Raw genomic sequence first — 22,251 nt, forward strand, 5'->3', positions numbered from 1 at the left:
TTATTTTAAGAAGTTTTCAAAGTTTCCTCTGCAACTTCAACCACTTGCGCTTTCGATCTCTCGTTAGCGGGAGGCGAATTCTACAGCGTTACTCGCTGCTGTCAACACCTCTTTTACAGCGCTTCGATCGAGAAGATCGAATCGTTAACAAGGCTCAAACCCACCGCCTTATCAACTCCTTCCAGGCTTCCATGAACTGAAGCCAGTTACAACCTAAAATCGTTTAACTCATTGAAACTCAAGGAGTTTTCCGTTTCGACTGCGCCGGAAGTGGGGCGAATTATAGACCTCCAGGATTTGCCGTCAACCCTTAATTTCACAATTCTGTCATATCAGTCAAAGAAACTCTTAGAACGCAAAAGGCCGCCCCAAGGGACGGCCTTTTCTAATCCCGCTACTTACAAGCTAGGGAACGCAAACTGCGAAGCTTCATGGCTCGCACGCTGCGGCCAGCGCTGGGTGATTGCCTTGCGACGGGTGTAGAACCGCACGCCATCCGGGCCATACGCATGCAAGTCGCCAAAAAGCGAACGCTTCCAGCCGCCAAAGCTGTGATAAGCCACCGGCACTGGCAGCGGCACGTTGACGCCGACCATGCCGACCTCGATCTCATCGCAGAACAGCCGCGCCGCCTCCCCATCGCGGGTGAAGATACAAGTGCCGTTGCCATACTCGTGATCGTTGATCAGTTGCATCGCCTCTTCGAGGCTGTTTACCCGGACCACGCACAGCACCGGCCCGAAGATCTCTTCTTTATAGATGCGCATCTCGGGGGTGACGTGATCGAACAGGCAGCCACCCAGGAAGAAGCCTTCCTCGTGCCCCGCCACGCTCAAGCCACGACCATCCACCACCAGGCTCGCGCCGGAAGCAACGCCGTCTTCTATATACCCACTGACCTTATCCCGAGCCTGACCGGAAACCAGCGGCCCCATGTCCAGACCACAGGACGTACCGGCACCAATCTTCAGCGCCTTGATCTGCGGCGTCAGTTTGCCGATCAACGCATCGGCGACTTGGTCACCCACGCACACCGCCACCGAGATCGCCATGCAGCGCTCGCCGCACGAACCGTAGGCCGCGCCCATCAAGGCGCTGACTGCGTTGTCCAGATCAGCATCCGGCATCAGCACCGCATGGTTCTTCGCGCCGCCCAATGCCTGGACGCGCTTGCCGCGCTTGGTGCCCTCGGCGTAGATGTATTCGGCAATCGGCGTCGAACCCACGAAACTCAGGGCTTTGACTTCCGGCGCTTCGATCAGCGCATCCACCGCCGCTTTGTCGCCATGCACCACGCTAAGCACGCCTTTCGGCAAACCGGCCTCGATCAGCAGTTGTGCGATCAGCAGTGTGGAACTCGGATCACGCTCGGACGGCTTGAGGATGAAGCAGTTCCCGCAGACGATCGCCAGCGGGTACATCCACAGGGGCACCATCGCCGGGAAGTTGAATGGCGTAATACCGGCCACCACGCCCAGCGGCTGGAAATCCGACCAGGCATCAATGTTCGGGCCGACGTTGCGGCTGTACTCACCCTTGAGAATTTCCGGGGCGGCGCAGGCGAACTCAACGTTCTCGATGCCGCGCTTCAATTCGCCGGCGGCGTCTTCCAAAGTCTTGCCGTGCTCCTCGCTGATCAATTGCGAGATTTTCGCTTCGTTCTGCTCCAGCAATTGCTTGAAACGGAACATCACCTGCGCACGCTTGGCCGGTGGCGTATTGCGCCAGGCCGGGAAGGCAGCCTTGGCGGCGTCGATGGCCTGTTGAATGGTTTCGCGGCTGGCCAACGGCAGCTTGTGGATCGCCTGGCCGGTGGACGGGTTGAACACGTCAGCGGTGCGGCCGTTCGGCTCGCTCACCAGCTCGCCATTGATCAAATGCGGAATGAGGCTCATGCGGGGCTCCTGAAAGTGGTCCACAGGCGCCCGCGTAGGGCGCCTGCCGTTTGTACTTATATAGAAGGAAAAATCAGTCGATGGTGTTCAGCACTTCGCCAACCGCATCGAACAGGCGATCCAGGTCTTGCGGCTTGCTGTTGAAGGTCGGGCCGAATTGCAAGGTGTCGCCACCAAAGCGCACGTAAAAACCCTTCTTCCACAGCGCCATGCCGGCTTCAAATGGACGCACGATGGCGTCACCGTCCCGTGGCGCAATCTGGATCGCACCGGCCAGGCCGTAGTTGCGGATGTCGATGATGTTCTTGCCGCCCTTCAGGCCGTGCAACGCGTTTTCGAAATGCGGCGCGACTTCGGCCACGCTCTGCACCAAATTTTCTTTTTGCAGCAGATCGAGTGCCGCCAGGCCCGCCGCGCACGCCACCGGGTGTGCCGAGTAGGTGTAACCGTGAGGGAATTCCACCGCGTATTCAGGCGTCGGCTGGTTCATGAAGGTCTGGTAGATCTCGGAGCTGGCAATCACTGCGCCCATCGGAATCGCACCGTTGGTGACTTGCTTGGCGATGCACATCAGGTCCGGGGTCACGCCAAAGCTGTCGGCGCCGAACATTGAGCCGGTACGGCCGAAACCGGTGATCACCTCATCGAACACCAGCAGAATATTGTGCTGGTCGCAGATTTCCCGCAGGCGTTTCAGGTAACCCTGCGGCGGCACCAGTACACCGGCGGACCCGGCCATCGGCTCAACGAACACCGCCGCGATATTAGAGGCGTCGTGTAGTTCGATCAGCTTTAGTAATTCATCGGCCAAAGCGATCCCGCCCTCGGCCGGCATGCCACGGGAATAAGCATTGCTGGCCAGTAAGGTGTGCGGCAGATGATCGACGTCCATCATCGCCTGACCGAACAGCTTACGGTTGCCGTTGACGCCGCCGAGGCTGGTGCCGGCGATGTTGACGCCGTGGTAGCCACGGGCGCGGCCGATCATTTTGGTCTTGGTGGCCTGGCCTTTCAGACGCCAGTAGGCGCGGACCATTTTCACCGCGGTATCGGCACACTCGGAACCCGAGTCGGTGAAGAACACATGGTTCAGGTTGCCCGGTGTCAGTTCAGTGATTTTCTCCGCCAACTGAAACGACAGCGGATGGCCGTACTGGAAGCCCGGCGAATAATCGAGGGTGCCCAACTGCTTGGCGACCGCTTCCTGGATTTCCTTGCGGGTGTGCCCAGCGCCGCAGGTCCACAGGCCTGACAGCGAGTCGTAGATCTTGCGGCCCTTGTCGTCCGTCAACCAACTGCCTTCGGCCGCCACGATCAGTCGCGGGTCGCGCTGGAAGTTACGGTTGGCGGTGTAAGGCATCCAGTGCGCATCCAGCTTGAGCTGGCTGGCCAAGGAGGACGGAGCGTTTTCGGGCATGTTCATGAGCAAAACCTCGCAGGGCAATAAGCGGCGTGCAGTTGAGGACGCATGGCGTGACGACAGTTGCGACTAAATTGCCACGGGGATAAAGTCGGTGAAATTCAACTTTTGTAACCTTCAGTCTGTCCTTCACTAAACTTTGAGTACCGATGCATGAGCATTCGTCGCCCCGACCCATTAGCCCAAGTCAGCGACTTTGATATTCGCTTGCTGCGGATCTTCCGCAGCGTGGTGGAGTGCGGCGGCTTCTCGGCGGCGGAATCGGTGCTCGGCATCGGCCGCTCGGCCATCAGCCAGCAGATGAGCGACCTCGAACAACGCCTCGGCCTGCGTCTGTGCCAACGCGGTCGGGCCGGGTTCTCGTTGACCGAAGAAGGTCGCGAGGTCTACCAGTCGGCTCTGCAACTATTAAGTGCGCTGGAAAGTTTTCGCACTGAGGTTAACGGCCTGCACCAACACCTGCGCGGCGAATTGACTATCGGCCTCACCGACAACCTGGTCACCCTCCCCCACATGCGCATCACCCACGCCTTGGCGCAACTAAAGGAACGCGGGCCGGACGTGCAAATCCAGATCCGCATGATCGCCCCGAATGAAGTTGAACAAGGGGTGCTCGACGGGCGCCTGCATGTCGGCGTAGTGCCGCAGGCCACGGCGTTGTCGGGGTTGGAATATCAGCCGCTCTACAGTGAACGCTCGCTGCTGTATTGCGCGGTCGGGCATCCGCTGTTTTACGTCGACGATAAACAACTGGATGACCAGCGCCTCAACAGCCAGGACGCCATCGCCCCGACCTTCCGCTTGCCCGCGGAGATCCAGGCGCATTACCAGGCGCTCAACTGCACCGCCAGTGCGTCGGACCGCGAAGGCATGGCGTTCCTGATTCTCACCGGGCGCTACATCGGTTATCTGCCGGATCACTACGCCAGCCTGTGGGTGCAGCAAGGCCGGTTGCGCGCGCTGAAAGCCAAAACGCGCTTCTACGACTTGAGCCTGGCGTCGGTCACCCGCAAAGGTCGGCGGCCGCACTTGGTGCTGGAAAGTTTCCTCGAAAGCCTGGCAGCGACCCGTTGATCCCGGGGTTTTATCGCCGAAACACTTGTCGGATGCCGGTGGGTGCGCTATCAACGCAAATGGTTGCCCCCCACAGACTTGCCCGGACACGCCTATGACCTTTGAAGTCCCCGCCCACGGCGGCAAACCTGCCAGCCGCATTCGTCAGAAGAACGAAGAGACGATCCTCAAAGCCGCCGAAGACGAGTTCGCTCGCCACGGGTTCAAAGGCACGAGCATGAACACCATCGCGCAAAATGCCGGCCTGCCCAAAGCCAACCTGCATTACTACTTCACCAATAAACTCGGGCTGTACGTGGCGGTACTGAGCAACATCATTGAATTGTGGGACAGCACCTTCAACACCCTCACCGCCGAAGACGATCCGGCCGAAGCATTGAGCCGTTACATCCGGGCGAAGATGGAATTCTCGCGACGCCAGCCGCAAGCCTCGCGAATTTTCGCCATGGAAGTGATCAGCGGCGGCGAATGTTTGACCGAGTATTTCAACCAGGATTACCGCGCCTGGTTCCAGGGTCGAGCCGGGGTGTTCCAGGCCTGGATCGATGCCGGAAAAATGGACCCGGTCGACCCGGTGCACCTGATCTTCCTGCTGTGGGGCAGCACCCAGCATTACGCCGATTTCGCCACGCAGATCTGCCGGGTCAGCGGCCGCACAAAGCTGACCAAGCAAGACATGGAAGACGCCGGCAACAACCTGATCCGTATCATCCTCAAAGGCTGCGGCCTCCAGCCTGCCATTTAAGAACTGTATGCCTTATACCCTCAGCGGCTTTTGCGAATACCGCGAAGAGATTCGCAAAAGTCGTTTCATTACCCTCGCCGGCCCAATCACCAGCCCCGCTGACGCCCAAGCTTTCATCGAACAGCACAGCGACCTGAATGCCACGCACAACTGCTGGGCCTGGAAGCTCGGTGCGCAATACCGCAGCAATGACGACGGCGAACCCGGCGGCACCGCTGGCCGGCCGATCCTGGCGGCCATCGAAGCGCAGGCCTGCGATCAAGTCGCGGTGCTGGTGATTCGCTGGTACGGCGGCATTCAGTTAGGCACCGGCGGCCTGGCTCGCGCGTACGGCGGTGGCGCCAACAAATGCCTGCAAAGCGCGGAGAAAATCGCCCTGATCAGTCGTACTCAGGTCAGCTGTGCCTGCGCGTTCGCCGAATTGGCGCTGGTCAAATTGCGCGTGGCAGAGCTGGGCGGCCTGGTGATCGAAGAAACGTTCACCGCCAATGGCGTGGACCTGCAGCTAGCGGTCGGCGAAGAGCAGATCGATCACCTGCAACGCCTGCTCGCCGATTTGAGTCGTGGACGAATCTTGCTGCAACGCTGAGATTTCCGGCGCCAGTACACTTGCCCACATCCGCTGTGCACCCGGCTGTGGATAACCTGAGTACATCGTTCTGCGCACCTTCTATCTCGCGGCTCTGCGGCGGCTGTTCATTTTTTGTTCAATCACCCAGCCGCGGGCAGTTTTCAAAGCAAAACAGCCGGTTAGCAGCGTTTATCACCTTTAGAAGAAAGCGCCGCAGCGCTTATGCCCGAGATTCCGGCTTGCGCACAGTTCCTGTGGAACAACCTGTGGATAAGCCGTTCATGACTGTCCCGGCGCACGACAGGGCATAGCTCGCGGCCCGCTGCTCATTTTTTAATCAAAGTGTCACGAACAAAACTGGAGCCTGTCACACACCAACGCCCCGATCTGGTGCCGAAAAATTTATCCATCACCGGCAAGCGCCCGCCAAGAAAGGCTCACAGGCAAGGCATCAACAGATTTTCTGACTGACTGGCCAGGAAATTGCTTTATCCACAGGCATCGCCACCCGGACCCGAGCCTTGTCATGCCACCTGACGATTCAATCCCGCGCCTGCAATTGCGCCACATCAGCAAACGCTACCCCGGCTGCCTGGCCAACGACGCCATTGACTTGAGCATTCAGCCGGGCGAAATCCACGCCCTGCTCGGGGAGAACGGCGCGGGTAAAAGCACCTTGATGAAAATCATCTACGGCGTCACCCAGGCCGATGCCGGCGAGGTGATCTGGCAGGGCCAGCGTGTGCATCTTCGAAACCCGGCCCAGGCGCGGCAGTTGGGCATCGGCATGGTGTTCCAGCATTTTTCGTTGTTCGAAACCCTCAGCGTGGCGCAGAACATTGCCCTGGCCATGGGCGCCAGCGCCGGCTCGCCGAAACAACTCGAAAGCAAAATTCGCGAGGTTTCCCAGCGCTACGGCATGGCGGTAGAGCCGCAACGCCTGGTGCACAGCCTGTCGATCGGCGAGCGGCAACGGGTGGAGATCATTCGCTGCCTGATGCAGGACATCCGCCTGCTGATCCTCGACGAACCGACCTCGGTGCTGACGCCGCTGGAAGCCGACGATTTGTTTGTCACCCTGCGGCGTCTGGCGGCAGAAGGCTGCAGCATCTTGTTTATTAGCCACAAACTCGGCGAGGTCCGCGCGCTGTGCCACAGCGCCACGGTGTTGCGCGGCGGTCGCGTCGCCGGGCATTGCCGGCCGGCGGAGTGCAGCGACCGCGAGCTCGCGCAGTTGATGGTCGGCGAAGCGGCCGGGCTGATCACCGACTACCCCAAGGTCAGCGGTGACGAGGTGTTTCTGCGAGTCAGCGGCTTGTCGTGGCACAACCCGGACCCGTTTGGCTGTTCGCTTGAGGGCATCGACTTGCAGGTGCGCAGCGGTGAAATCGTCGGCATCGCCGGGGTCGCCGGCAACGGTCAGGATGAATTGCTGGCGTTACTCAGCGGCGAACAACGCCTGGCCCGCAACGCCGCGCACACCATCTCCTTCAACCAACAAGCCGTCGCCGATTTGCCGCCGGACGCTCGCCGCCGCTTGGGCCAGGCGTTCGTCCCCGCCGAACGCCTCGGCCACGGCGCGGTGCCGGAATTGAGCCTGGCGAATAACGCGTTGCTCACCGCGTTCCAGCAAGGCCTGGTCAGCCAGGGCTTGATTCAGCGGCACAAAGTACTCGCGCTGGCCGACGAGATCATCCGCCGCTTCGGGGTGAAAACCCCTGACGCACACGCGCCGGCGCGCAGCCTGTCCGGCGGTAACTTGCAAAAATTCATCCTCGGCCGGGAAATCCTCCAGCAGCCGACATTGCTGGTGGCGGCGCACCCGACCTGGGGCGTCGATGTCGGCGCGGCAGCGACCATTCACCGTGCGCTGATTGCCTTGCGCGATGCTGGCGCGGCGATCCTGGTGATTTCCGAAGATCTCGACGAACTGTTCCAGATCAGCGACCGCCTCGGCGCGTTGTGCAGTGGTCGGCTGTCAGCGCTAAAAGCCACCGCCGACACCCATTTGATCGAAGTCGGCGGCTGGATGGCCGGCCAGTTCGACGCCCCTCAACCCGCCGCGTCCGCGCCGGTTTAACGGAGTTACACATGCTGCTTTCCCTCGAACCCCGTGGCCAGCAGTCGCGCCTGATGCTGTGGTGCTCGCCGCTGCTGGCGGCGGTGCTGACGCTCGGCTGCGGCTCACTGTTGTTTATCGCCCTCGGGCACGATCCGCTGCTGACTTTGCACACCCTGTTGATCGCGCCGATCAGCGACTTGTACGGCGTCTCTGAATGGCTGGTGAAAACCCTGCCGATCCTGCTCTGCGCCCTCGGCCTGGCGGTGGCTTATCAGGCACGGATCTGGAACATCGGCGCCGAAGGCCAATTGCTGCTCGGCGCCTTGGCCGGCAGCGCAGTGGCAGTGAATGTGATCGCCGTGGAAAGCCGATGGGCGCTGGTGCTGATCCTGCTGGTGGGCACACTGGCCGGGGCGGCGTGGGCCGGGCTGACGGCGTGGTTACGCACGCGTTTCAACGCCAACGAAATCCTCACCAGCATCATGCTCAACTACATCGCGCTGAACCTGCTGCTGTACTTCGTCCACGGCCCGTTGAAAGACCCGGAAGGCTTCAATTTTCCGCAGTCGGCGATGTTCGGCGATGCCAGCCGTTTGCCGCTGTTGATGGAGGACGGCCGGGTGCACGCCGGGGTGTATTTCGCGCTGCTGGCGCTGGTGGCGGTGTGGGTGTTGCTGCAACGCAGCTTCGTCGGCTTCCAGATCAAAGTGCTGGGCCTGGATAAACGCGCGGCCGGGTTTGTCGGCTTCAAGCACAAGCGCCTGATTTGGCTGGCGCTGTTGATCAGTGGTGGCCTGGCCGGGCTGGCCGGCGTTTGCGAAGTCACCGGGCCGATCGGCCAATTGGTCCCGCAAGTGTCGCCGGGCTATGGCTACGCGGCGATCACCGTGGCGTTTCTCGGCCGGCTCAACCCAATCGGCATTCTGTTTTCCAGCCTGTTGATGGCGCTGTTGTACATCGGCGGCGAGAGCGCGCAGATGAGCCTGAACCTGCCGCAAGCGATCACTCAATTGTTCCAGGGCATGATGCTGTTTTTCCTGCTGGCCTGTGACGTGCTGATCCTCTATCGGCCACGCCTGAACCTGCGCTGGGCCCGGCGCACCTCGACCACCGCCGTACAGGCCGGAGCCTTGTGATGGATATCGATCTGCTGAGCAATATTCTCTACGCCATGGTCCGCTGCGGCACGCCGTTGCTGCTGGTGGCGCTGGGTGAGTTGATCTGCGAAAAGAGCGGCGTGCTCAATCTCGGCCAGGAAGGGATGATGCTGCTGGGCGCGGTGACCGGTTTCATCGTCGCGTTCAGCACCGGCAACCTGTGGCTTGGGGTGATGCTGGCGATGGTCGCGGGGATGCTGCTGTCGGCGCTGTTCGCGCTGGTGGCACTGGTGTTCAACGCCAATCAAGTGGCCACCGGGTTGGCCCTGACGATTTTCGGCGTTGGCCTGTCGACGTTTATTGGCGCGGCGTGGGTCGGTAAGCCCCTGGCGGGTTTTGAGCCGTTGGCGATTCCGTACCTCAGCGAAATTCCGCTGATCGGCCGCATGCTGTTCGCCCAGGACGTGCTGGTGTATCTGTCGTTCGTGCTGTTCGGCGTGGTTGCCTGGGTGATCCTGAAAAGCCGCGTCGGCCTGATCATTCAAGCGGTCGGTGAAAACCCGGACGCCGCCAGCGCCATGGGTTTGCCGGTGCTCGGCGTGCGCACCCTGGCGGTGTTGTTCGGCGGTGCCATGGCCGGGCTGGCCGGCGCCTACCTGTCGCTGGCCTACACGCCGATGTGGGCAGAAAACATGAGCGCCGGCCGAGGCTGGATCGCCCTGGCGCTGGTGGTGTTTGCCAGTTGGCGGGTCTGGCGCTTGCTGCTCGGCGCTTACCTGTTCGGCCTCGCCAGCATCCTGCATCTGGTCGCGCAAGGCCTTGGGCTGGCGATCCCGTCGAGCCTGCTGGCGATGCTGCCGTATGTCGCGACTATCGTGGTGCTGGTGCTGTTGTCGCGGGATGCGGTGCGCACTCGGTTGTTTGCCCCGGTATCGTTAGGCCAACCGTGGCAACCGGGACATTGAAAAGCGGCAGGCTTCACATCGGCATCAATCGGCAGTAGCGTAGTGGCCTGCAACCACGGCGCTACTCCCGTTGTCGATTGATCCGTGATCGCCACTTTTTCAAGGAAACCGTAGATGTCCACGGCAAAAACCGCATTGATTATCGGCGCCTCCCGAGGCTTGGGCCTGGGTCTGGTGAAAACCCTGCTGGCGGATGGCTGGCAAGTCACCGCCACCGTACGCAATCCACAGCATGCCGACGCCTTGACTGCGCTCGGCCCGGTAAGGGTCGAGAAGCTCGACATGGATGACCAGCAAGCGGTAATCGCCCTGAGCCAGCAACTCAAAGGCGAGGTGTTTGACTTGCTGTTCGTCAACGCCGGGGTCAAAGGCCCGACGGACCAGAGCCCCGGGGGCGCGACCCTGGCGGAGGTCGGTCAGTTGTTTTTCACCAACGCGGTGGCGCCGATCAACCTGGCCCAGCGCTTCGTCGGGCAGATTCGCCCGCACAGCGGCGTGCTGGCGTTCATGAGTTCGGTGCTCGGCAGCGTGACCATGCCCGACGCCCCGGAACTGGCGCTGTACAAGGCCAGCAAAGCGGCCCTCAATTCCATGACCAACAGTTTTATCGGCCAATTGGGCGAACAGACCTTGACCGTGCTGTCGCTGCATCCGGGCTGGGTGAAAACCGACATGGGCGGTGAAGGGGCCACGCTGGACGTGGAGACCAGCACCCGCGGCCTGATCGATCAAGTGAACGCCTACACCGGCAAGGGCGGCCATCACTTCGTGAACTACAAGGGAGAGACAATTCCCTGGTAACACCAGAATCTAATTCTGGGTTTAGTGAAAAACCTGTAGGAGCGAGCCAGCTCGCGAAAGCGTTATATCAGTGACGATGCTGTTGACTGACGCACCCTCATCGCGGGCAAGCCCGCTCCCACAGAGTTTGATGTGCGCCGTGAGCACTCATCACCCGGTCGGCCCGGGCTTGCCGACCCAAGCGTTTTATCCGACACTCCGCACCTCGCCCGCAACGGCGACCCTGGATCAGCAGACAGGGCAACACTGAGCTGGCAACCCTGAACCCATTTTCAGAGGAGCCGGCCACCATGCCTGCCATCCGTACCTGGTTAAAAAATCCCCTCGCCATTTTCACGGCCAACGCGCTCGATGCCCGTGGCGGCCTGGTCCTGCAAGACGGCGTAATCGTCGAAGTGCTCGGCGCCGGCCAGCAGCCGTCCGCAGCTTGCTCGCACGTGTTCGATGCCCGCGAACATGTGATCCTGCCGGGCCTGATCAACACCCATCACCACTTCTACCAAACCCTGACCCGCGCCTGGGCGCCGGTGGTCAACGAACCATTGTTCCCGTGGCTGAAAACCCTGTACCCGGTGTGGGCGCGGCTGACCCCGGAGAAACTCGCACTGGCGACCAAAGTGGCGCTGGCCGAACTGTTGCTCTCAGGCTGCACCACCGCAGCGGATCACCACTATCTGTTTCCCGACGGGCTGGAAAATGCCATCGACGTACAGGTCGAAAGCGTTCGTGAATTGGGCATGCGCGCAATGCTCACACGGGGCTCCATGAGCCTCGGCGAAAAGGACGGTGGCTTGCCGCCGCAGCAAACCGTGCAGGAAGGCCAGGTGATTCTCGATGACAGCCAGCGCTTGATTCGCGAATACCACGAACGCGGCGACGGCGCGCAGATCCAGATCGCCCTGGCGCCCTGCTCGCCGTTTTCGGTGACCCCGCAAATCATGTCCGCCAGCGCCGAACTGGCCAATCAGCTCGACGTTCGCTTGCACACGCACCTGGCGGAAACCCTCGATGAAGAAGACTTCTGCCTGCAACGCTTCGGCCTGCGCACCGTGGATTACCTCGACAGCGTCGGCTGGCTAGGGCCGCGCACCTGGCTGGCCCACGGCATCCATTTCAACCCGGACGAAATCGCCCGTCTCGGCGCCGCCGGCACCGGCATCTGCCATTGCCCGAGTTCGAACATGCGCCTGGCCTCGGGCATTTGCCCGACACTCGACCTGGTGGCGGCGGGTGCGCCGATCGGCCTCGGCGTCGATGGCTCGGCATCCAACGACGCGTCGAACATGATCCTCGAAACCCGCCAGGCCCTGTACATCCAGCGCCTGCGCTACGGCGCCGCCGACATCACCCCCGAGTTGGTGCTCGGCTGGGCCACTCAGGGCTCGGCGAAGCTGCTCGGCCGCACCGACATCGGCGAAATCGCAGTGGGCAAACAGGCTGACCTGGCGCTGTTCAAACTGGATGAACTGCGCTTCTCCGGCAGCCACGACCCGGTCTCGGCGTTGCTGCTGTGCGGTGCTGATCGCGCAGATCGGGTGATGGTCGGCGGCCAGTGGCGGGTGATCGACGGGCAGGTCGAGGGTCTGGACCTGAAAGGCCTGATCGCCGATCACAGCCAGGCGGCGCGGCAGTTGATTGCGGGGATTTGATACGCATAACTGAAACACCTTGTGGCGAGGGAGCTTGCTCCCGCTGGGCTGCGCAGCAGACCCAAAACCATTCACCGGTAGCTGATTGACACAGCGCAGTCGCTTGATTGACGACTGCTACGCAGCCGAGCGGGAGCAAGCTCCCTCGCCACAAGGGCATTTTCGCCGTCAGAGTCCAAGCAACGACAACATGATGAAAGTCGCAAACAACACAAAGTGAGTCATGCCCTCGATGGCGTTGGTCTCGCCGTCATTGAGGTTGATCGCGCTGACGATCAGCGTCAGGAAGATCATCACTGTTTGCACCGGGGTCATGGCCATCTGGAACGGCTGGCCGGTGTAGAGCGCCATGGCTTCCATCACCGGCACGGTCAGGATCACCGTCGACAACGACGCGCCCATGGCAATGTTGACAACCGACTGCATGCGATTGGCCAATGCCGCACGCAATGCGGTGAGAATTTCCGGCGCGGCTGAGATGGCCGCCACCAGGATCGCGGTGATCACCGGCGGTGCGCCCGTGCCTTCCAGGCCCAGGTCGAGAGTCTTGGACATCACCTCGGCCAGTGCGCCAATCACCACCACGCCAAACACCAGGGTGCCGATCGACATCGCCAGGCTGACCGGTTTCGGTTCGTTTTCCACCGGCTCTTTCTTGCGGCGCTTTTCCGGGTAGCTGTAGCTGAAGAAATAACTGTGCGGCCCGACTTGCATGCGCAGGAACAAGGTGTAAAGCACGATCATCGCGCCGATGGTGAAGGCCGAATAGACCTTCCAGTTGGCCTCGGGAATGAACTCCGGCACCACCATCGACACGCCCATGGCGGTGAGGATCATCACGCTGTAGCTGCGCGCCGAGTCGTCGTTGTAGGACTGTTCGCCATGCTTGATCCCACCCATCAAAGCGGCAAGACCGAGGATGCCGTTGATGTCGAGCATCACGGCCGAATAAATCGTGTCGCGCACCAGGGTCGGCGAGGCTTCGTTGCTCATCATGATCGCCAGGATGACCACTTCCACCAGCACGGCGGCGAGGGTCAGGATCATCGTGCCGTAGGGGTCGCCGACTTTTTCCGCGAGCAACTCGGCGTGATGGGCGACGCGCATCGAAGCCGCGACGATGAACCCGATCAGCACCAGCCCCGCGCTCAGCGCGACAACCTGGCCGCTGTGCAGCATCCAGTGTTCCAACGGGTAGGCGACGACGGCGGCCAGCACTGCCAGGAGCAGGAATTTTTCTTGCTTGAGGGTTTCGAGCATGGCGAGCCTTTTTTGCGCAGGGGAACGAGATCAGCGGATGAGTTACTGACTGCGGCGCGCCGCTAACGTTTCGTTACACCTTAGCGCACCAGCGCGTGGCAGCATTCTAGGGGCATGCACTTTATTGGCGTTGCACGCCCCTTCGCGAGCAGGCTCGCTGCCCCCGAAGAATACATGTCCATTGTGGGAGCGAGCCTGCTCGCGAAGGCCTCGCCTCGATTTCAACGCCGTTTGTTGTCCAGTTGGTCAGCAATTTGCATTGGCCCGAATATCCTCAGAACACCATGGAGTTCGAATTCATGCACAAACGCCCGTTGAAGAAGCTGCTTTGCGCCCTTGCGGCGGCCATCGGTCTGAGCGCCAGCCTGACCGCCAGCGCTGCAGACCCGCTGAAAGTCGGCTTCGTCTACATCGGCCCGATTGGCGACCACGGCTGGACGTACCAGCACGAACAGGGGCGCAAGGCTCTCGCGGAGAAGCTCGGCAGCCAGATCACCACCAACTACGTGGAAAACGTCGCCGAGGGCGCCGACGCTGAGCGGGTGATCCGCAACATGGCCAAGGACAAGTACGACCTGATCTTTACCACCTCGTTCGGCTACATGAACCCGACGCTGAAAGTCGCCAAGCAATTCCCCAAAGTCACCTTCGAGCATGCCACGGGTTACAAGCAGGACAAGAACCTTGGCACTTACCTGGCGCGCACGTATGAAGGTCGCTACGTCGGCGGTTTCCTCGCGGCGAAGATGACCAAGACCAAGAAAATCGGTTACGTCGCGTCCTTCCCGATCCCCGAAGTGATCCGCGACATCAACGCCATCCAGTTGGCTCTGAACAAGTACAACCCGGGCACCGAGATCAAAGTGGTGTGGGTCAATTCCTGGTTCGATCCAGGCAAAGAAGCCGACGCCGCCAACGCGTTGATCGACCAGGGCGTCGACGTGGTGTTCCAGCACACCGACAGCCCAGCGCCGATTCAGGCCGCCGAACGCCGTGGCGTGTACGCCGTGGGCTACGCGTCGGACATGGCGCACTTCGGGCCGAAAGCGGTACTGACCTCAATCGTCAACGACTGGGCACCGCATTACATTCAGGCCACGCAAAGCGTCATCGATCACACTTGGAAGTCCCAGGATTACTGGGGCGGTTTGAAGGAAGGCACGGTGGAGTTGCCGATCAGTGATCTGGTGCCGGCAGCGGTCAAGGCTGAGGCCGAACAGATCATCGCCGACATCAAGAGCGGCGCCCTGCAACCGTTCACCGGCCCGATCAAGGACCAGGCCGGCGTCGAGAAAATCCCTGCGGGCGTGAGCGCCACCACCGCTGAACTGGCGTCGATGAATTACTACGTGGAAGGCATGAAGGCGCAGATTCCGAAGTAATTTTTCCAAACTCACACCGCCCCTGTGGGAGCTGGCAAGTCAACTCCCACAGGGTTCTTCAGGTTTTAAAGTCTGTGTTTCTTCGGGACAACCGCATGAACAGTCTTCCCATCATCAACATCGCCCCGCTCTACGGCGACGACCAAACCGCCTGGCGCGCCGTCGCCGGGCAAATCGACCGCGCCTGCCGCGACTGGGGCTTTTTCTATATCACCGGCCACCCGATCACCGCCGAGCGCATCGACGCCTTGCTCGCCAGCGCCAAAACCTTCTTCGGCCAAGCGGCCGCCGAGAAGCTCAAGATCGATATCACCCAGACCCGCCACCACCGCGGCTACGGCGCTATCGCCACCGAGCAACTGGACCCGGGCAAACCCAGCGACCTCAAGGAAACCTTCGACATGGGCCTGCACTTGCCGGCCGATCATCCAGACGTGCTGGCGGAGAAAGCCTTGCGCGGCCCCAATCGCCACCCGGACCTGCCCGGCTGGGAAGCGTTGATGGAGCAGCATTACCTCGACATGCAGGCACTGGCGCAAACCCTGTTGCGCGCCATGACCCTGGCGCTGGGCATCGAACGGGATTTCTTCGACAGCCGCTTCGCCGAGCCGGTCAGCGTGCTGCGCATGATCCACTACCCGCCGCGCCACACCGCCAGCTCCGACGAGCAACAAGGCGCCGGCGCGCACACCGATTACGGCTGCATCACCCTGCTCTTTCAGGACGCCGCCGGCGGTTTGCAGGTGCGCAATGTCGATGGTCAATGGATCGACGCGCCGCCGATTGACGGCACGTTCGTGGTCAACCTCGGCGACATGATGGCCCGCTGGAGCAACGACCGTTACCGGTCGACGCCGCACCGGGTGATCAGCCCATTGGGCGTCGATCGCTACTCGATGCCGTTCTTCGCCGAGCCACACCCCGACACCGTCATCCAGTGCCTGCCGGGCTGTCAGGACGCCGAGCATCCGGCGAAATATCCGACCACCACGTGTGCGCAATTCCTGCTCTCTCGCTTCGCCGATACCTACGCTTATCGACGGGAAGCGCAGACCGGCAGTTGAACCGCCCGGTCAGGTTTTTCTAAATAGTTCGTCAAGGCCCTGTAGAATGCCGGCATTGCACCTGATGAGAATTCGAACATGTACGACTGGCTGAACGCCTTGCCCAAGGCCGAACTGCACCTGCACCTCGAGGGCTCGCTCGAGCCCGAGCTGCTGTTCGCCCTGGCGGAACGCAACAAGATCGCCCTGCCTTGGAACGACGTCGACGCCTTGCGCCAGGCTTACGCCTTCAACAACCTGCAAGCGTTTCTCGACCTGTATTACCAAGGCGCCGACGTGTTGCGCACCTCGCAGGACTTCTACGACCTGACCTGGGCGTACCTGCTGCGTTGCAAGGCGCAGAACGTGATCCACACCGAACCGTTCTTCGATCCGCAAACCCATACCGACCGAGGCATTCCATTTGAAGTGGTGCTCAACGGTATCGCGGCGGCGCTGAAGGATGGCGAGCAGCAACTGGGCATCAGCAGCGGCTTGATCCTCAGTTTCCTACGCCACCTGAGTGAAGAGCAGGCCGAGAAAACCCTCGACCAGGCACTGCCCTTCCGCGACGCCTTTGTGGCGGTCGGCCTCGACAGCTCCGAGATGGGCCATCCGCCGAGCAAGTTCCAGCGCGTATTCGACCGGGCCCGTGGCGAAGGCTTCCTGACCGTCGCCCACGCCGGTGAAGAAGGCCCGCCGGAGTACATCTGGGAAGCCCTCGACTTGCTGAAAATCCAGCGCATCGACCACGGCGTGCGGGCGATCGAAGACGAACGCCTGATGCAGCGGATCATCGACGAACAGATCCCGCTGACCGTGTGCCCACTGTCCAACACCAAGCTCTGCGTGTTCGATCACATGTCCCAGCACAACATCCTCGACATGCTGGAGCGCGGAGTGAAAGTCACGGTCAACTCCGACGACCCGGCGTACTTCGGCGGCTACGTCACCGAGAACTTCCACGCGCTGTACACCGACCTGGGCATGACCCAGGATCAGGCTAAACGCCTGGCGCAAAACAGCCTGGATGCACGGTTGGTAAAACCTTAGTCAAAAACCCTGTGGGAGCGAGCCTGCTCGCGAAGACGCCTTTACAGCCAACACTTCTGTCGGCTGACAAATCGCTTTCGCGAGCAGACTCGCTCCCGCACTTGGCACAGTCATGCCATCTCCAGCTCATGGCGATGCGCGAACTGATTGATCTCCCGCTGCCCCGCCGGGCTCACCAGCAAGGCGCGGGAGTCGGCCGGCACGCTCAGCCAGCCTGACTGCAGAAACAATTGCAGCATCGCCGCGCCCAGCGAACCACCGAGGTGCGGCCGGCGTTCACTCCAGTCCGGGCAGGCACACACCACTTGCGCATTGCGATGGGCCAGGGCCTGGATGAACAGACCTCGGCTGGCCAGCTGTCGGGCGCCCTTGAGGGTGACCATCACCCGCTGCTCGACCTGTTCGATCCAGCCGGCATCGAGCATGCGCTGGTACAGATCGGCCGCCAGCGTGCCGCCCAGATGATCCTCACACAACCGCGCGAGCAGCAGCGACGACGGAGTGCCCTGGACCTTTAGCGTCTGCAGGTTGCGCTTGAACACCTCGGGCAATACCTGCGGAACGCTCGCCAGGGTGGCGGAGGCCAGCGCCTCGATCGCGGTGCGGATCTCCGGCGCCGCCAGGCGGAAGAAACGCTTGCGGCCCCGGGCTTCCATGCTCAGCAAGCCGCCACTGGCCAGACGCCCCAGGTGCGCGCTGGCGGATGACGGCGAGAGGCCCACTTGCAGCGCCAACTCTTCGGTGTGCCGCGCGGCGCCATCCATCAAGGCCCAGATCATTGCGCTGCGCTTGGGGTCCGCCAGCAACGTGGCGATCTGACTGATGCAAGGTGCTTGTTCCATGTATTCACTCCCTGTTGAATCGTTCGTCTACTGCCCAATCCATCTTGACCAGTAATGGGTCCTCGGCCAAGGCGCGCAAGAGCGGTGGCGGCGGCTAGTATAAGCGCGATAAACAATGGTTCCTGCCCCTGGGCAACGGTTGCGGGCGTCGCTGCCTGACAGAATTTTCTCTATTTAGGTGCGACTAGTGACCTGCGGTGGATATTGACCGCCGTAGCACCGCCAAATCGGCACAACGGCTGACGAGCATTTCGCGCAACAGGTTCACCGGCTTACTCAACTGTGCGCGATGGGCGCACAGCAGATTCAGCGGAGCGCGCTCGCAGACCAGATCCGGCATCAGCACCTTGAGGCGCCCGGCGAGCACATCCGCCGCCACGTCCAGCCAGGACTTGTAGGCGATCCCGGCGCCGGCCAGCGCCCATAGGCGCACCACGTCGGCGTCGTCACTGAAGCGGTCGCCGCTCACCGTCAGCCCGACCTCACGCTTGCCGTCATGGAAACTCCAGCGGTCATGCACCCGGCTGCCGAGCATGAACAGCAGGCAATTATGTTGCGCCAGTTGTTCCAATTGCCGCGGCTCGCCGTGGCGCGCGAGGTAGTCCGGGGACGCGCACAACACGCGGCGGTTGTGCGGCTCGATGGGCAAGGCGACCAGGCTGGAATCCTCCGGTTCACCGTAGCGCAGGGCAATGTCCACGGGCTGACGAAACAGATCGGCAATCCGGTCGCCCAGCAACAGGCGCACGGTCAGGCGCGCATGCTCGCGCTGGAACTCATCCAGCCAAGGCAACAGCAGATTGCGCCCGAAGTCCGAGGGTGCCGACAGTTGCAGCACGCCGCTGACCTGATCCTGGCCGCTGGCCAGCAAGCGCCGGCCCTCATCCAGATTGCTCAACGCCGCACGCGCATATTCAAGGAAGCCTTCACCTTCGGCTGTCAGCCGCAGGCTGCGGGTGGAACGGCTCAACAACCGCGCGCCGAGTTGCTGCTCAATGCGCTTGAGCGCAGCACTGGCCACCGCCGCCGACAGGTCCATGACCCGCGCCGCGGCGGACAGACTGCCGAGGTCAGCGGCGCGGACAAACAACTGGAGGTCATCGAATCGCAGCATAGAAGCCTCGACTATCAAAAAAATATTGAAAGAGACTGCTCTTTTAACGACTTTTATCTCGCGCGGAAATAGCCAATTATCTGCGCCACGCCATTAATCGTTTTCAGGAGTCGATGATGTCCCAGCCATTTACCGCAATCGCCACGCTGATCGCCAAGCCCGGCCAGCAAGACGTCCTTGAACGATACCTGCGTGCCCTGCTGGAACCGACCCGCGCCGAGGCCGGTTGCTCGCAATACGACCTGCTGGTGGACCAGCAAAACCCGCACGCCTTCTACATGATCGAGCGCTGGAGCGGCGATGCGGCACTGCAGGCCCACGACGCCAGCGCGCACATCCAGGCCTTCCGCGCCAAGGCCGGCGACGTGCTCGAACACTTTGAGCTCAAGCGCTTGCAGGCGCTTGCCTGATTCCCTTCTTCCCATTCAATTCCGGAGATGCCCATGAAAGCCATTGGTTACTACAGCTCGCTGCCCATCACTGACGAAAATTCCCTGCAAGACATCGAGATCCCCGCGCCAGTGGCCGGGCCTCGCGACCTGCTGGTCGAAGTCAAAGCCATTTCGGTCAACCCGGTGGACACCAAGGTGCGGCAGAACGCCCAGCCTGAAGGCGGCGCGGCGAAAGTGCTGGGCTGGGACGTGGCCGGTGTGGTGAAAGCGGTCGGCAGCGACGTGACCTTGTTCAAAGTTGGCGACAAGGTGTTTTACGCCGGCTCCATTGCCCGCGCCGGCGGCAACAGTGAACTGCACACCGTTGACGAGCGCATCGTCGGCCACATGCCAAAAACCCTGAGCTTTGCCGAAGCCGCCGCGTTGCCGCTGACTGCCATTACCGCGTGGGAGTTGTTATTCGAACGCCTGCAAATCCGCGAAGGTAAAACCGATGAAGGCCAGAGCCTGCTGATCGTCGGTGCCGCCGGTGGCGTGGGTTCGATCCTCACGCAACTGGCCAAGCAACTGACCGGGCTGAAAGTCATTGGCAGCGCCTCGCGGCCCGACACTCAGGCCTGGGTGCGCGAGCTGGGCGCCGACCTGATCGTCGATCACCGCCAACCACTGAGCGAAGCCTTGAAAGCCGCCGGTCAAAGCAGTGTGACCCACGTCGCCAGCCTGACCCAGACCGACCAGCACCTCGATCAATTGGTCGAAGCCCTGGCGCCGCAAGGCAAGCTGGCGCTGATCGATGATCCGAAAGCGCTGGACGTCACCAAGCTCAAGCGCAAGAGCCTGTCGCTGCACTGGGAGTTTATGTACACCCGCTCGCTGTTCGAGACCGCCGACATGCTGGAGCAGCACAAACTGCTCAACCGCGTGGCCGAGCTGATCGACGCCGGCACCCTGAAAACCACCCTCGGCGAGCACTTCGGCACGATCAACGCGACCAACCTGCGTCGCGCCCATGCGCTGCTGGAAAGCGGCACGTCCAAGGGCAAAATCGTGCTGGAAGGGTTCTAAGGCACACCCGAGCGGTGTCGTCCGGGGCCTGAAGGCAACGGACGACACCGTCAGTCAGCCCGTTAGCATTTGTCATAAACACGGCGGCATTCGGGTCTACAATCGAGGCCTCTGCGACGTAGTCTTTTAATCGAAGGAGGTCAGCAATGAAGATCCTGATAAAAGAACTGACAAAGTCTCAATGGCAAGTACGCCTCGATCAACACGCCATTACCTTCCGCAGCGAGGCTGAGGCCCTGGCGTTCACCCGAACCCTCGAAGCCCGGCTGCATGCCCCTCATCAATTCCCTGAAACACAACGGCGCGCCGCCGGCTGATCCGGCGTCACGCGCCGGTCAGTGCCAACGCCCGCGCATTTTGCAGACGGCGGGTGAACATCGCCACGGCCACCACCAACACCCCGCACAAGCTGATGACCATGGCCATCGGCATCGCGCTGCCATCGTGCAACACCCCGACCAACGCCGCCGCACCGGCGGCGACGCTGAATTGCAAGCAACCCAGCAGCGCCGAGGCACTGCCGGCCCGCGCACCCTGCCCGCTCATCGCGCAGGCTGAGGCATTGGGCAGGATGCAGCCGAGGCTGGCGATGCACACAAACAGCGGGATCAGCAGCGGCCACAATTGTTCGGTGTGCAACGCGCTGACGCCGAGCAAGGTCAGGCCACCCGCCAGGTAAATCCACACGGTTCGCGACAGCAACGCCGCCGGGCCTCGGCGGGACAGCAGTCGCGCATTGATCTGCGCCACCAAAATAAAGCCCGCAGCGTTGATGCCGAACAGCCAGCCGAAGTGTTCCGCTGGCACGCCATACAACTTGATGAAGACGAACGGCGAGCCGGCGATGTAGGAAAACATCCCGGCAACCGCAATGCCGCCGGTAAAGGCGTGCCCCAGGTAGACCCGATCTGACAGCAGCCGCCGGTATTGGCGCAACGAACCGGACAGCGGTTGCCGCGGCATGTGCGCCGGCATGCTCTCCGGCAACCCGAGCGCCACGGCCAGGCCGGCCATGGCACTGAATGCGGTCAACACCAGGAAAATCGATTGCCAGCCGTGCAGGTTGACCAGCAAGCCGCCGAGCATCGGCGCCAGAATCGGCGCCAGGCCCATCACCAGCATCAATTGCGAAAAGACTTTGGCCGAGCCCACCGCATCGCATTTATCGCTGACCACCGCCCGCGAGATCACCATGCCCGCGCAGCCGCCCAAGGCCTGAACGAACCGCGCAGCCAACAACCATTCCAGGTTCGGCGCATAAGCGCAGGCCAGCGAGGCTGCGGTAAACAGCCCCACGCCAACCAACAGCGGAATACGCCGGCCAAAGCGATCCGCCACTGGACCGTAAGCCAGTTGGCCGATGGACAAACCGAGGAAATAGGAGGCGAGGGTCAGCTGAACGTGCTTCTCATCAGTGCCAAACGCCAGCGCCATGGCCGGGAACGCCGGCAAATAGAAATCGATGGCCAAAGGCCCGAAGGCACTCAAGGCACCCAGAATAAGAATCGTGCGGAAATTCATCGTACATCCAGAAAGGCAGGTCGGCAGCCCGACAGTCTAGCCACACCTGGGGCACTTGAACATTCCGATAGCAGGCTAACTATCGAAAACATTTGGTGATCGACGCTGGCTCAGGCGCCGGTTGCACTGACGAATTCGCGAGCAGGCTCGCTCCCACAAGGGGAATGCGTACAACTCGAAGCCAGGTCGGCTATAAGGCTGCCTCGGGCGCTTTTGATCTGCTCTGCTGTTTGTGGCGAGGGGGCTTGCCCCCGTTGGGCCGCGAAGCGGCCCTCGCTGTTGATCTGGCTTTTGATCTGC

20 protein-coding genes are annotated in these 22,251 nt (G+C 61.6%); 14 read left to right on the plus strand and 6 right to left on the minus strand.

Features of this window, described 5'->3' with window-relative positions; all coding sequences use genetic code 11:
* Nucleotides 1–398: 398 nt before the first annotated feature.
* Complete coding sequence (locus RG836_RS25770; RefSeq protein ID WP_310850587.1) at nt 399–1,895, minus strand: CoA-acylating methylmalonate-semialdehyde dehydrogenase; 1,497 nt, start codon at nt 1,893–1,895, stop codon at nt 399–401.
* A 73-nt stretch (nt 1,896–1,968) separates the two neighbouring features.
* Nucleotides 1,969–3,318: an omega-aminotransferase AptA gene (aptA, locus tag RG836_RS25775; protein ID WP_310850588.1), complete on the minus strand. Its 1,350-nt coding sequence runs from the start codon at nt 3,316–3,318 to the stop codon at nt 1,969–1,971.
* A gap of 150 nt (nt 3,319–3,468) precedes the next feature.
* Here aptA and RG836_RS25780 point away from each other — a divergent pair, with 150 nt between their 5' ends.
* The 8 genes from RG836_RS25780 (at nt 3,469) to RG836_RS25815 (ending at nt 12,279) form a co-directional block, all read left to right on the plus strand.
* Complete coding sequence (locus RG836_RS25780; protein ID WP_310850589.1) at nt 3,469–4,389, plus strand: LysR family transcriptional regulator; 921 nt, start codon at nt 3,469–3,471, stop codon at nt 4,387–4,389.
* 94 nt (nt 4,390–4,483) lie between these two features.
* Nucleotides 4,484–5,134: a TetR/AcrR family transcriptional regulator gene (locus RG836_RS25785; protein WP_310850590.1), complete on the plus strand. Its 651-nt coding sequence runs from the start codon at nt 4,484–4,486 to the stop codon at nt 5,132–5,134.
* Nucleotides 5,135–5,141: 7 nt separating this feature from the next.
* The gene (locus RG836_RS25790) at nt 5,142–5,723 is read left to right on the plus strand and encodes an IMPACT family protein (RefSeq protein ID WP_310850591.1); all 582 of its coding nucleotides are present in this window, start codon (nt 5,142–5,144) and stop codon (nt 5,721–5,723) included.
* Between the two features lie 508 nt (nt 5,724–6,231).
* A complete protein-coding gene (locus RG836_RS25795; RefSeq protein ID WP_310850592.1) occupies nt 6,232–7,785 on the plus strand; it encodes an ABC transporter ATP-binding protein in 1,554 nt (517 codons plus the stop codon).
* Nucleotides 7,786–7,796: 11 nt separating this feature from the next.
* On the plus strand, nt 7,797–8,903 hold the full coding sequence (locus tag RG836_RS25800) for an ABC transporter permease (RefSeq protein ID WP_310850594.1): 1,107 nt from the start codon (nt 7,797–7,799) through the stop codon (nt 8,901–8,903).
* Nucleotides 8,903–9,829 carry an ABC transporter permease gene (locus RG836_RS25805; protein ID WP_310850595.1) on the plus strand — a complete coding sequence of 309 codons (927 nt, stop codon included), beginning with the start codon at nt 8,903–8,905 and terminating at the stop codon, nt 9,827–9,829. The genes RG836_RS25800 and RG836_RS25805 overlap by 1 nt, the downstream gene beginning before the upstream one ends.
* A gap of 114 nt (nt 9,830–9,943) precedes the next feature.
* The gene (locus RG836_RS25810) at nt 9,944–10,630 is read left to right on the plus strand and encodes an SDR family oxidoreductase (protein ID WP_310850597.1); all 687 of its coding nucleotides are present in this window, start codon (nt 9,944–9,946) and stop codon (nt 10,628–10,630) included.
* 290 nt (nt 10,631–10,920) lie between these two features.
* Nucleotides 10,921–12,279, plus strand: coding sequence for an 8-oxoguanine deaminase (locus RG836_RS25815; protein ID WP_310850598.1), 1,359 nt, complete (start codon nt 10,921–10,923; stop codon nt 12,277–12,279).
* Between the two features lie 168 nt (nt 12,280–12,447).
* Here the strand turns inward: RG836_RS25815 and RG836_RS25820 are convergent, their stop codons facing one another.
* The gene (locus tag RG836_RS25820) at nt 12,448–13,539 is read right to left on the minus strand and encodes a calcium:cation antiporter (RefSeq protein WP_310850599.1); all 1,092 of its coding nucleotides are present in this window, start codon (nt 13,537–13,539) and stop codon (nt 12,448–12,450) included.
* 299 nt (nt 13,540–13,838) lie between these two features.
* Here RG836_RS25820 and RG836_RS25825 point away from each other — a divergent pair, with 299 nt between their 5' ends.
* The 3 genes from RG836_RS25825 to RG836_RS25835 all read left to right on the plus strand — a co-directional run bounded on the left by RG836_RS25825 (nt 13,839) and on the right by RG836_RS25835 (nt 17,017).
* The gene (locus RG836_RS25825) at nt 13,839–14,921 is read left to right on the plus strand and encodes a BMP family ABC transporter substrate-binding protein (protein ID WP_310850600.1); all 1,083 of its coding nucleotides are present in this window, start codon (nt 13,839–13,841) and stop codon (nt 14,919–14,921) included.
* Between the two features lie 95 nt (nt 14,922–15,016).
* Nucleotides 15,017–15,985, plus strand: a complete 969-nt coding sequence (locus RG836_RS25830) for a 2-oxoglutarate and iron-dependent oxygenase domain-containing protein (RefSeq protein ID WP_310850602.1) — start codon at nt 15,017–15,019, stop codon at nt 15,983–15,985.
* 78 nt (nt 15,986–16,063) lie between these two features.
* The gene (locus RG836_RS25835; protein ID WP_310850604.1) at nt 16,064–17,017 is read left to right on the plus strand and encodes an adenosine deaminase; all 954 of its coding nucleotides are present in this window, start codon (nt 16,064–16,066) and stop codon (nt 17,015–17,017) included.
* A 110-nt stretch (nt 17,018–17,127) separates the two neighbouring features.
* Here the strand turns inward: RG836_RS25835 and RG836_RS25840 are convergent, their stop codons facing one another.
* A complete protein-coding gene (locus tag RG836_RS25840; protein WP_310850605.1) occupies nt 17,128–17,859 on the minus strand; it encodes an ArsR/SmtB family transcription factor in 732 nt (243 codons plus the stop codon).
* Nucleotides 17,860–18,043: 184 nt separating this feature from the next.
* Entirely contained in the window at nt 18,044–18,973 is a 930-nt protein-coding gene (locus tag RG836_RS25845; protein ID WP_310850606.1) for a LysR family transcriptional regulator, read from the minus strand.
* 116 nt (nt 18,974–19,089) lie between these two features.
* On the opposite strand from RG836_RS25845, the gene RG836_RS25850 reads away from it, so the two are divergent.
* The 3 genes from RG836_RS25850 (at nt 19,090) to RG836_RS25860 (ending at nt 20,747) form a co-directional block, all read left to right on the plus strand.
* Entirely contained in the window at nt 19,090–19,383 is a 294-nt protein-coding gene (locus tag RG836_RS25850) for a putative quinol monooxygenase (protein WP_310850607.1), read from the plus strand.
* Nucleotides 19,384–19,416: 33 nt separating this feature from the next.
* Nucleotides 19,417–20,430 (plus strand): zinc-binding alcohol dehydrogenase family protein, encoded by a 1,014-nt coding sequence (locus tag RG836_RS25855; RefSeq protein WP_310850608.1) that lies wholly within the window; start codon nt 19,417–19,419, stop codon nt 20,428–20,430.
* A 146-nt stretch (nt 20,431–20,576) separates the two neighbouring features.
* Nucleotides 20,577–20,747 (plus strand): hypothetical protein, encoded by a 171-nt coding sequence (locus RG836_RS25860; protein ID WP_310850609.1) that lies wholly within the window; start codon nt 20,577–20,579, stop codon nt 20,745–20,747.
* A 7-nt stretch (nt 20,748–20,754) separates the two neighbouring features.
* Here RG836_RS25860 and RG836_RS25865 read toward each other — a convergent pair whose 3' ends face one another.
* The gene (locus RG836_RS25865; RefSeq protein WP_310850611.1) at nt 20,755–21,951 is read right to left on the minus strand and encodes a multidrug effflux MFS transporter; all 1,197 of its coding nucleotides are present in this window, start codon (nt 21,949–21,951) and stop codon (nt 20,755–20,757) included.
* Between the last annotated feature and the right edge of the window lie 300 nt (nt 21,952–22,251).

The organism is Pseudomonas rhizozeae (assembly GCF_031583775.1).
Classification (GTDB): Bacteria; Pseudomonadota; Gammaproteobacteria; order Pseudomonadales; family Pseudomonadaceae; genus Aquipseudomonas.

Coding starts and splice junctions, on each gene's coding strand:
- aptA (WP_310850588.1), bottom strand. CDS start 3,318: ATGAACATGCCCGAAAACGCTCCGTCCTCCTTGGCCAGCCAGCTCAAG.
- RG836_RS25845 (WP_310850606.1), bottom strand. CDS start 18,973: ATGCTGCGATTCGATGACCTCCAGTTGTTTGTCCGCGCCGCTGACCTC.
- RG836_RS25840 (WP_310850605.1), bottom strand. CDS start 17,859: ATGGAACAAGCACCTTGCATCAGTCAGATCGCCACGTTGCTGGCGGAC.
- RG836_RS25865 (WP_310850611.1), bottom strand. CDS start 21,951: ATGAATTTCCGCACGATTCTTATTCTGGGTGCCTTGAGTGCCTTCGGG.
- RG836_RS25830 (WP_310850602.1), top strand. CDS start 15,017: ATGAACAGTCTTCCCATCATCAACATCGCCCCGCTCTACGGCGACGAC.
- RG836_RS25790 (WP_310850591.1), top strand. CDS start 5,142: ATGCCTTATACCCTCAGCGGCTTTTGCGAATACCGCGAAGAGATTCGC.
- RG836_RS25805 (WP_310850595.1), top strand. CDS start 8,903: ATGGATATCGATCTGCTGAGCAATATTCTCTACGCCATGGTCCGCTGC.
- RG836_RS25820 (WP_310850599.1), bottom strand. CDS start 13,539: ATGCTCGAAACCCTCAAGCAAGAAAAATTCCTGCTCCTGGCAGTGCTG.
- RG836_RS25770 (WP_310850587.1), bottom strand. CDS start 1,895: ATGAGCCTCATTCCGCATTTGATCAATGGCGAGCTGGTGAGCGAGCCG.
- RG836_RS25785 (WP_310850590.1), top strand. CDS start 4,484: ATGACCTTTGAAGTCCCCGCCCACGGCGGCAAACCTGCCAGCCGCATT.
- RG836_RS25825 (WP_310850600.1), top strand. CDS start 13,839: ATGCACAAACGCCCGTTGAAGAAGCTGCTTTGCGCCCTTGCGGCGGCC.
- RG836_RS25850 (WP_310850607.1), top strand. CDS start 19,090: ATGTCCCAGCCATTTACCGCAATCGCCACGCTGATCGCCAAGCCCGGC.
- RG836_RS25810 (WP_310850597.1), top strand. CDS start 9,944: ATGTCCACGGCAAAAACCGCATTGATTATCGGCGCCTCCCGAGGCTTG.
- RG836_RS25780 (WP_310850589.1), top strand. CDS start 3,469: ATGAGCATTCGTCGCCCCGACCCATTAGCCCAAGTCAGCGACTTTGAT.
- RG836_RS25835 (WP_310850604.1), top strand. CDS start 16,064: ATGTACGACTGGCTGAACGCCTTGCCCAAGGCCGAACTGCACCTGCAC.
- RG836_RS25795 (WP_310850592.1), top strand. CDS start 6,232: ATGCCACCTGACGATTCAATCCCGCGCCTGCAATTGCGCCACATCAGC.
- RG836_RS25800 (WP_310850594.1), top strand. CDS start 7,797: ATGCTGCTTTCCCTCGAACCCCGTGGCCAGCAGTCGCGCCTGATGCTG.
- RG836_RS25860 (WP_310850609.1), top strand. CDS start 20,577: ATGAAGATCCTGATAAAAGAACTGACAAAGTCTCAATGGCAAGTACGC.
- RG836_RS25855 (WP_310850608.1), top strand. CDS start 19,417: ATGAAAGCCATTGGTTACTACAGCTCGCTGCCCATCACTGACGAAAAT.
- RG836_RS25815 (WP_310850598.1), top strand. CDS start 10,921: ATGCCTGCCATCCGTACCTGGTTAAAAAATCCCCTCGCCATTTTCACG.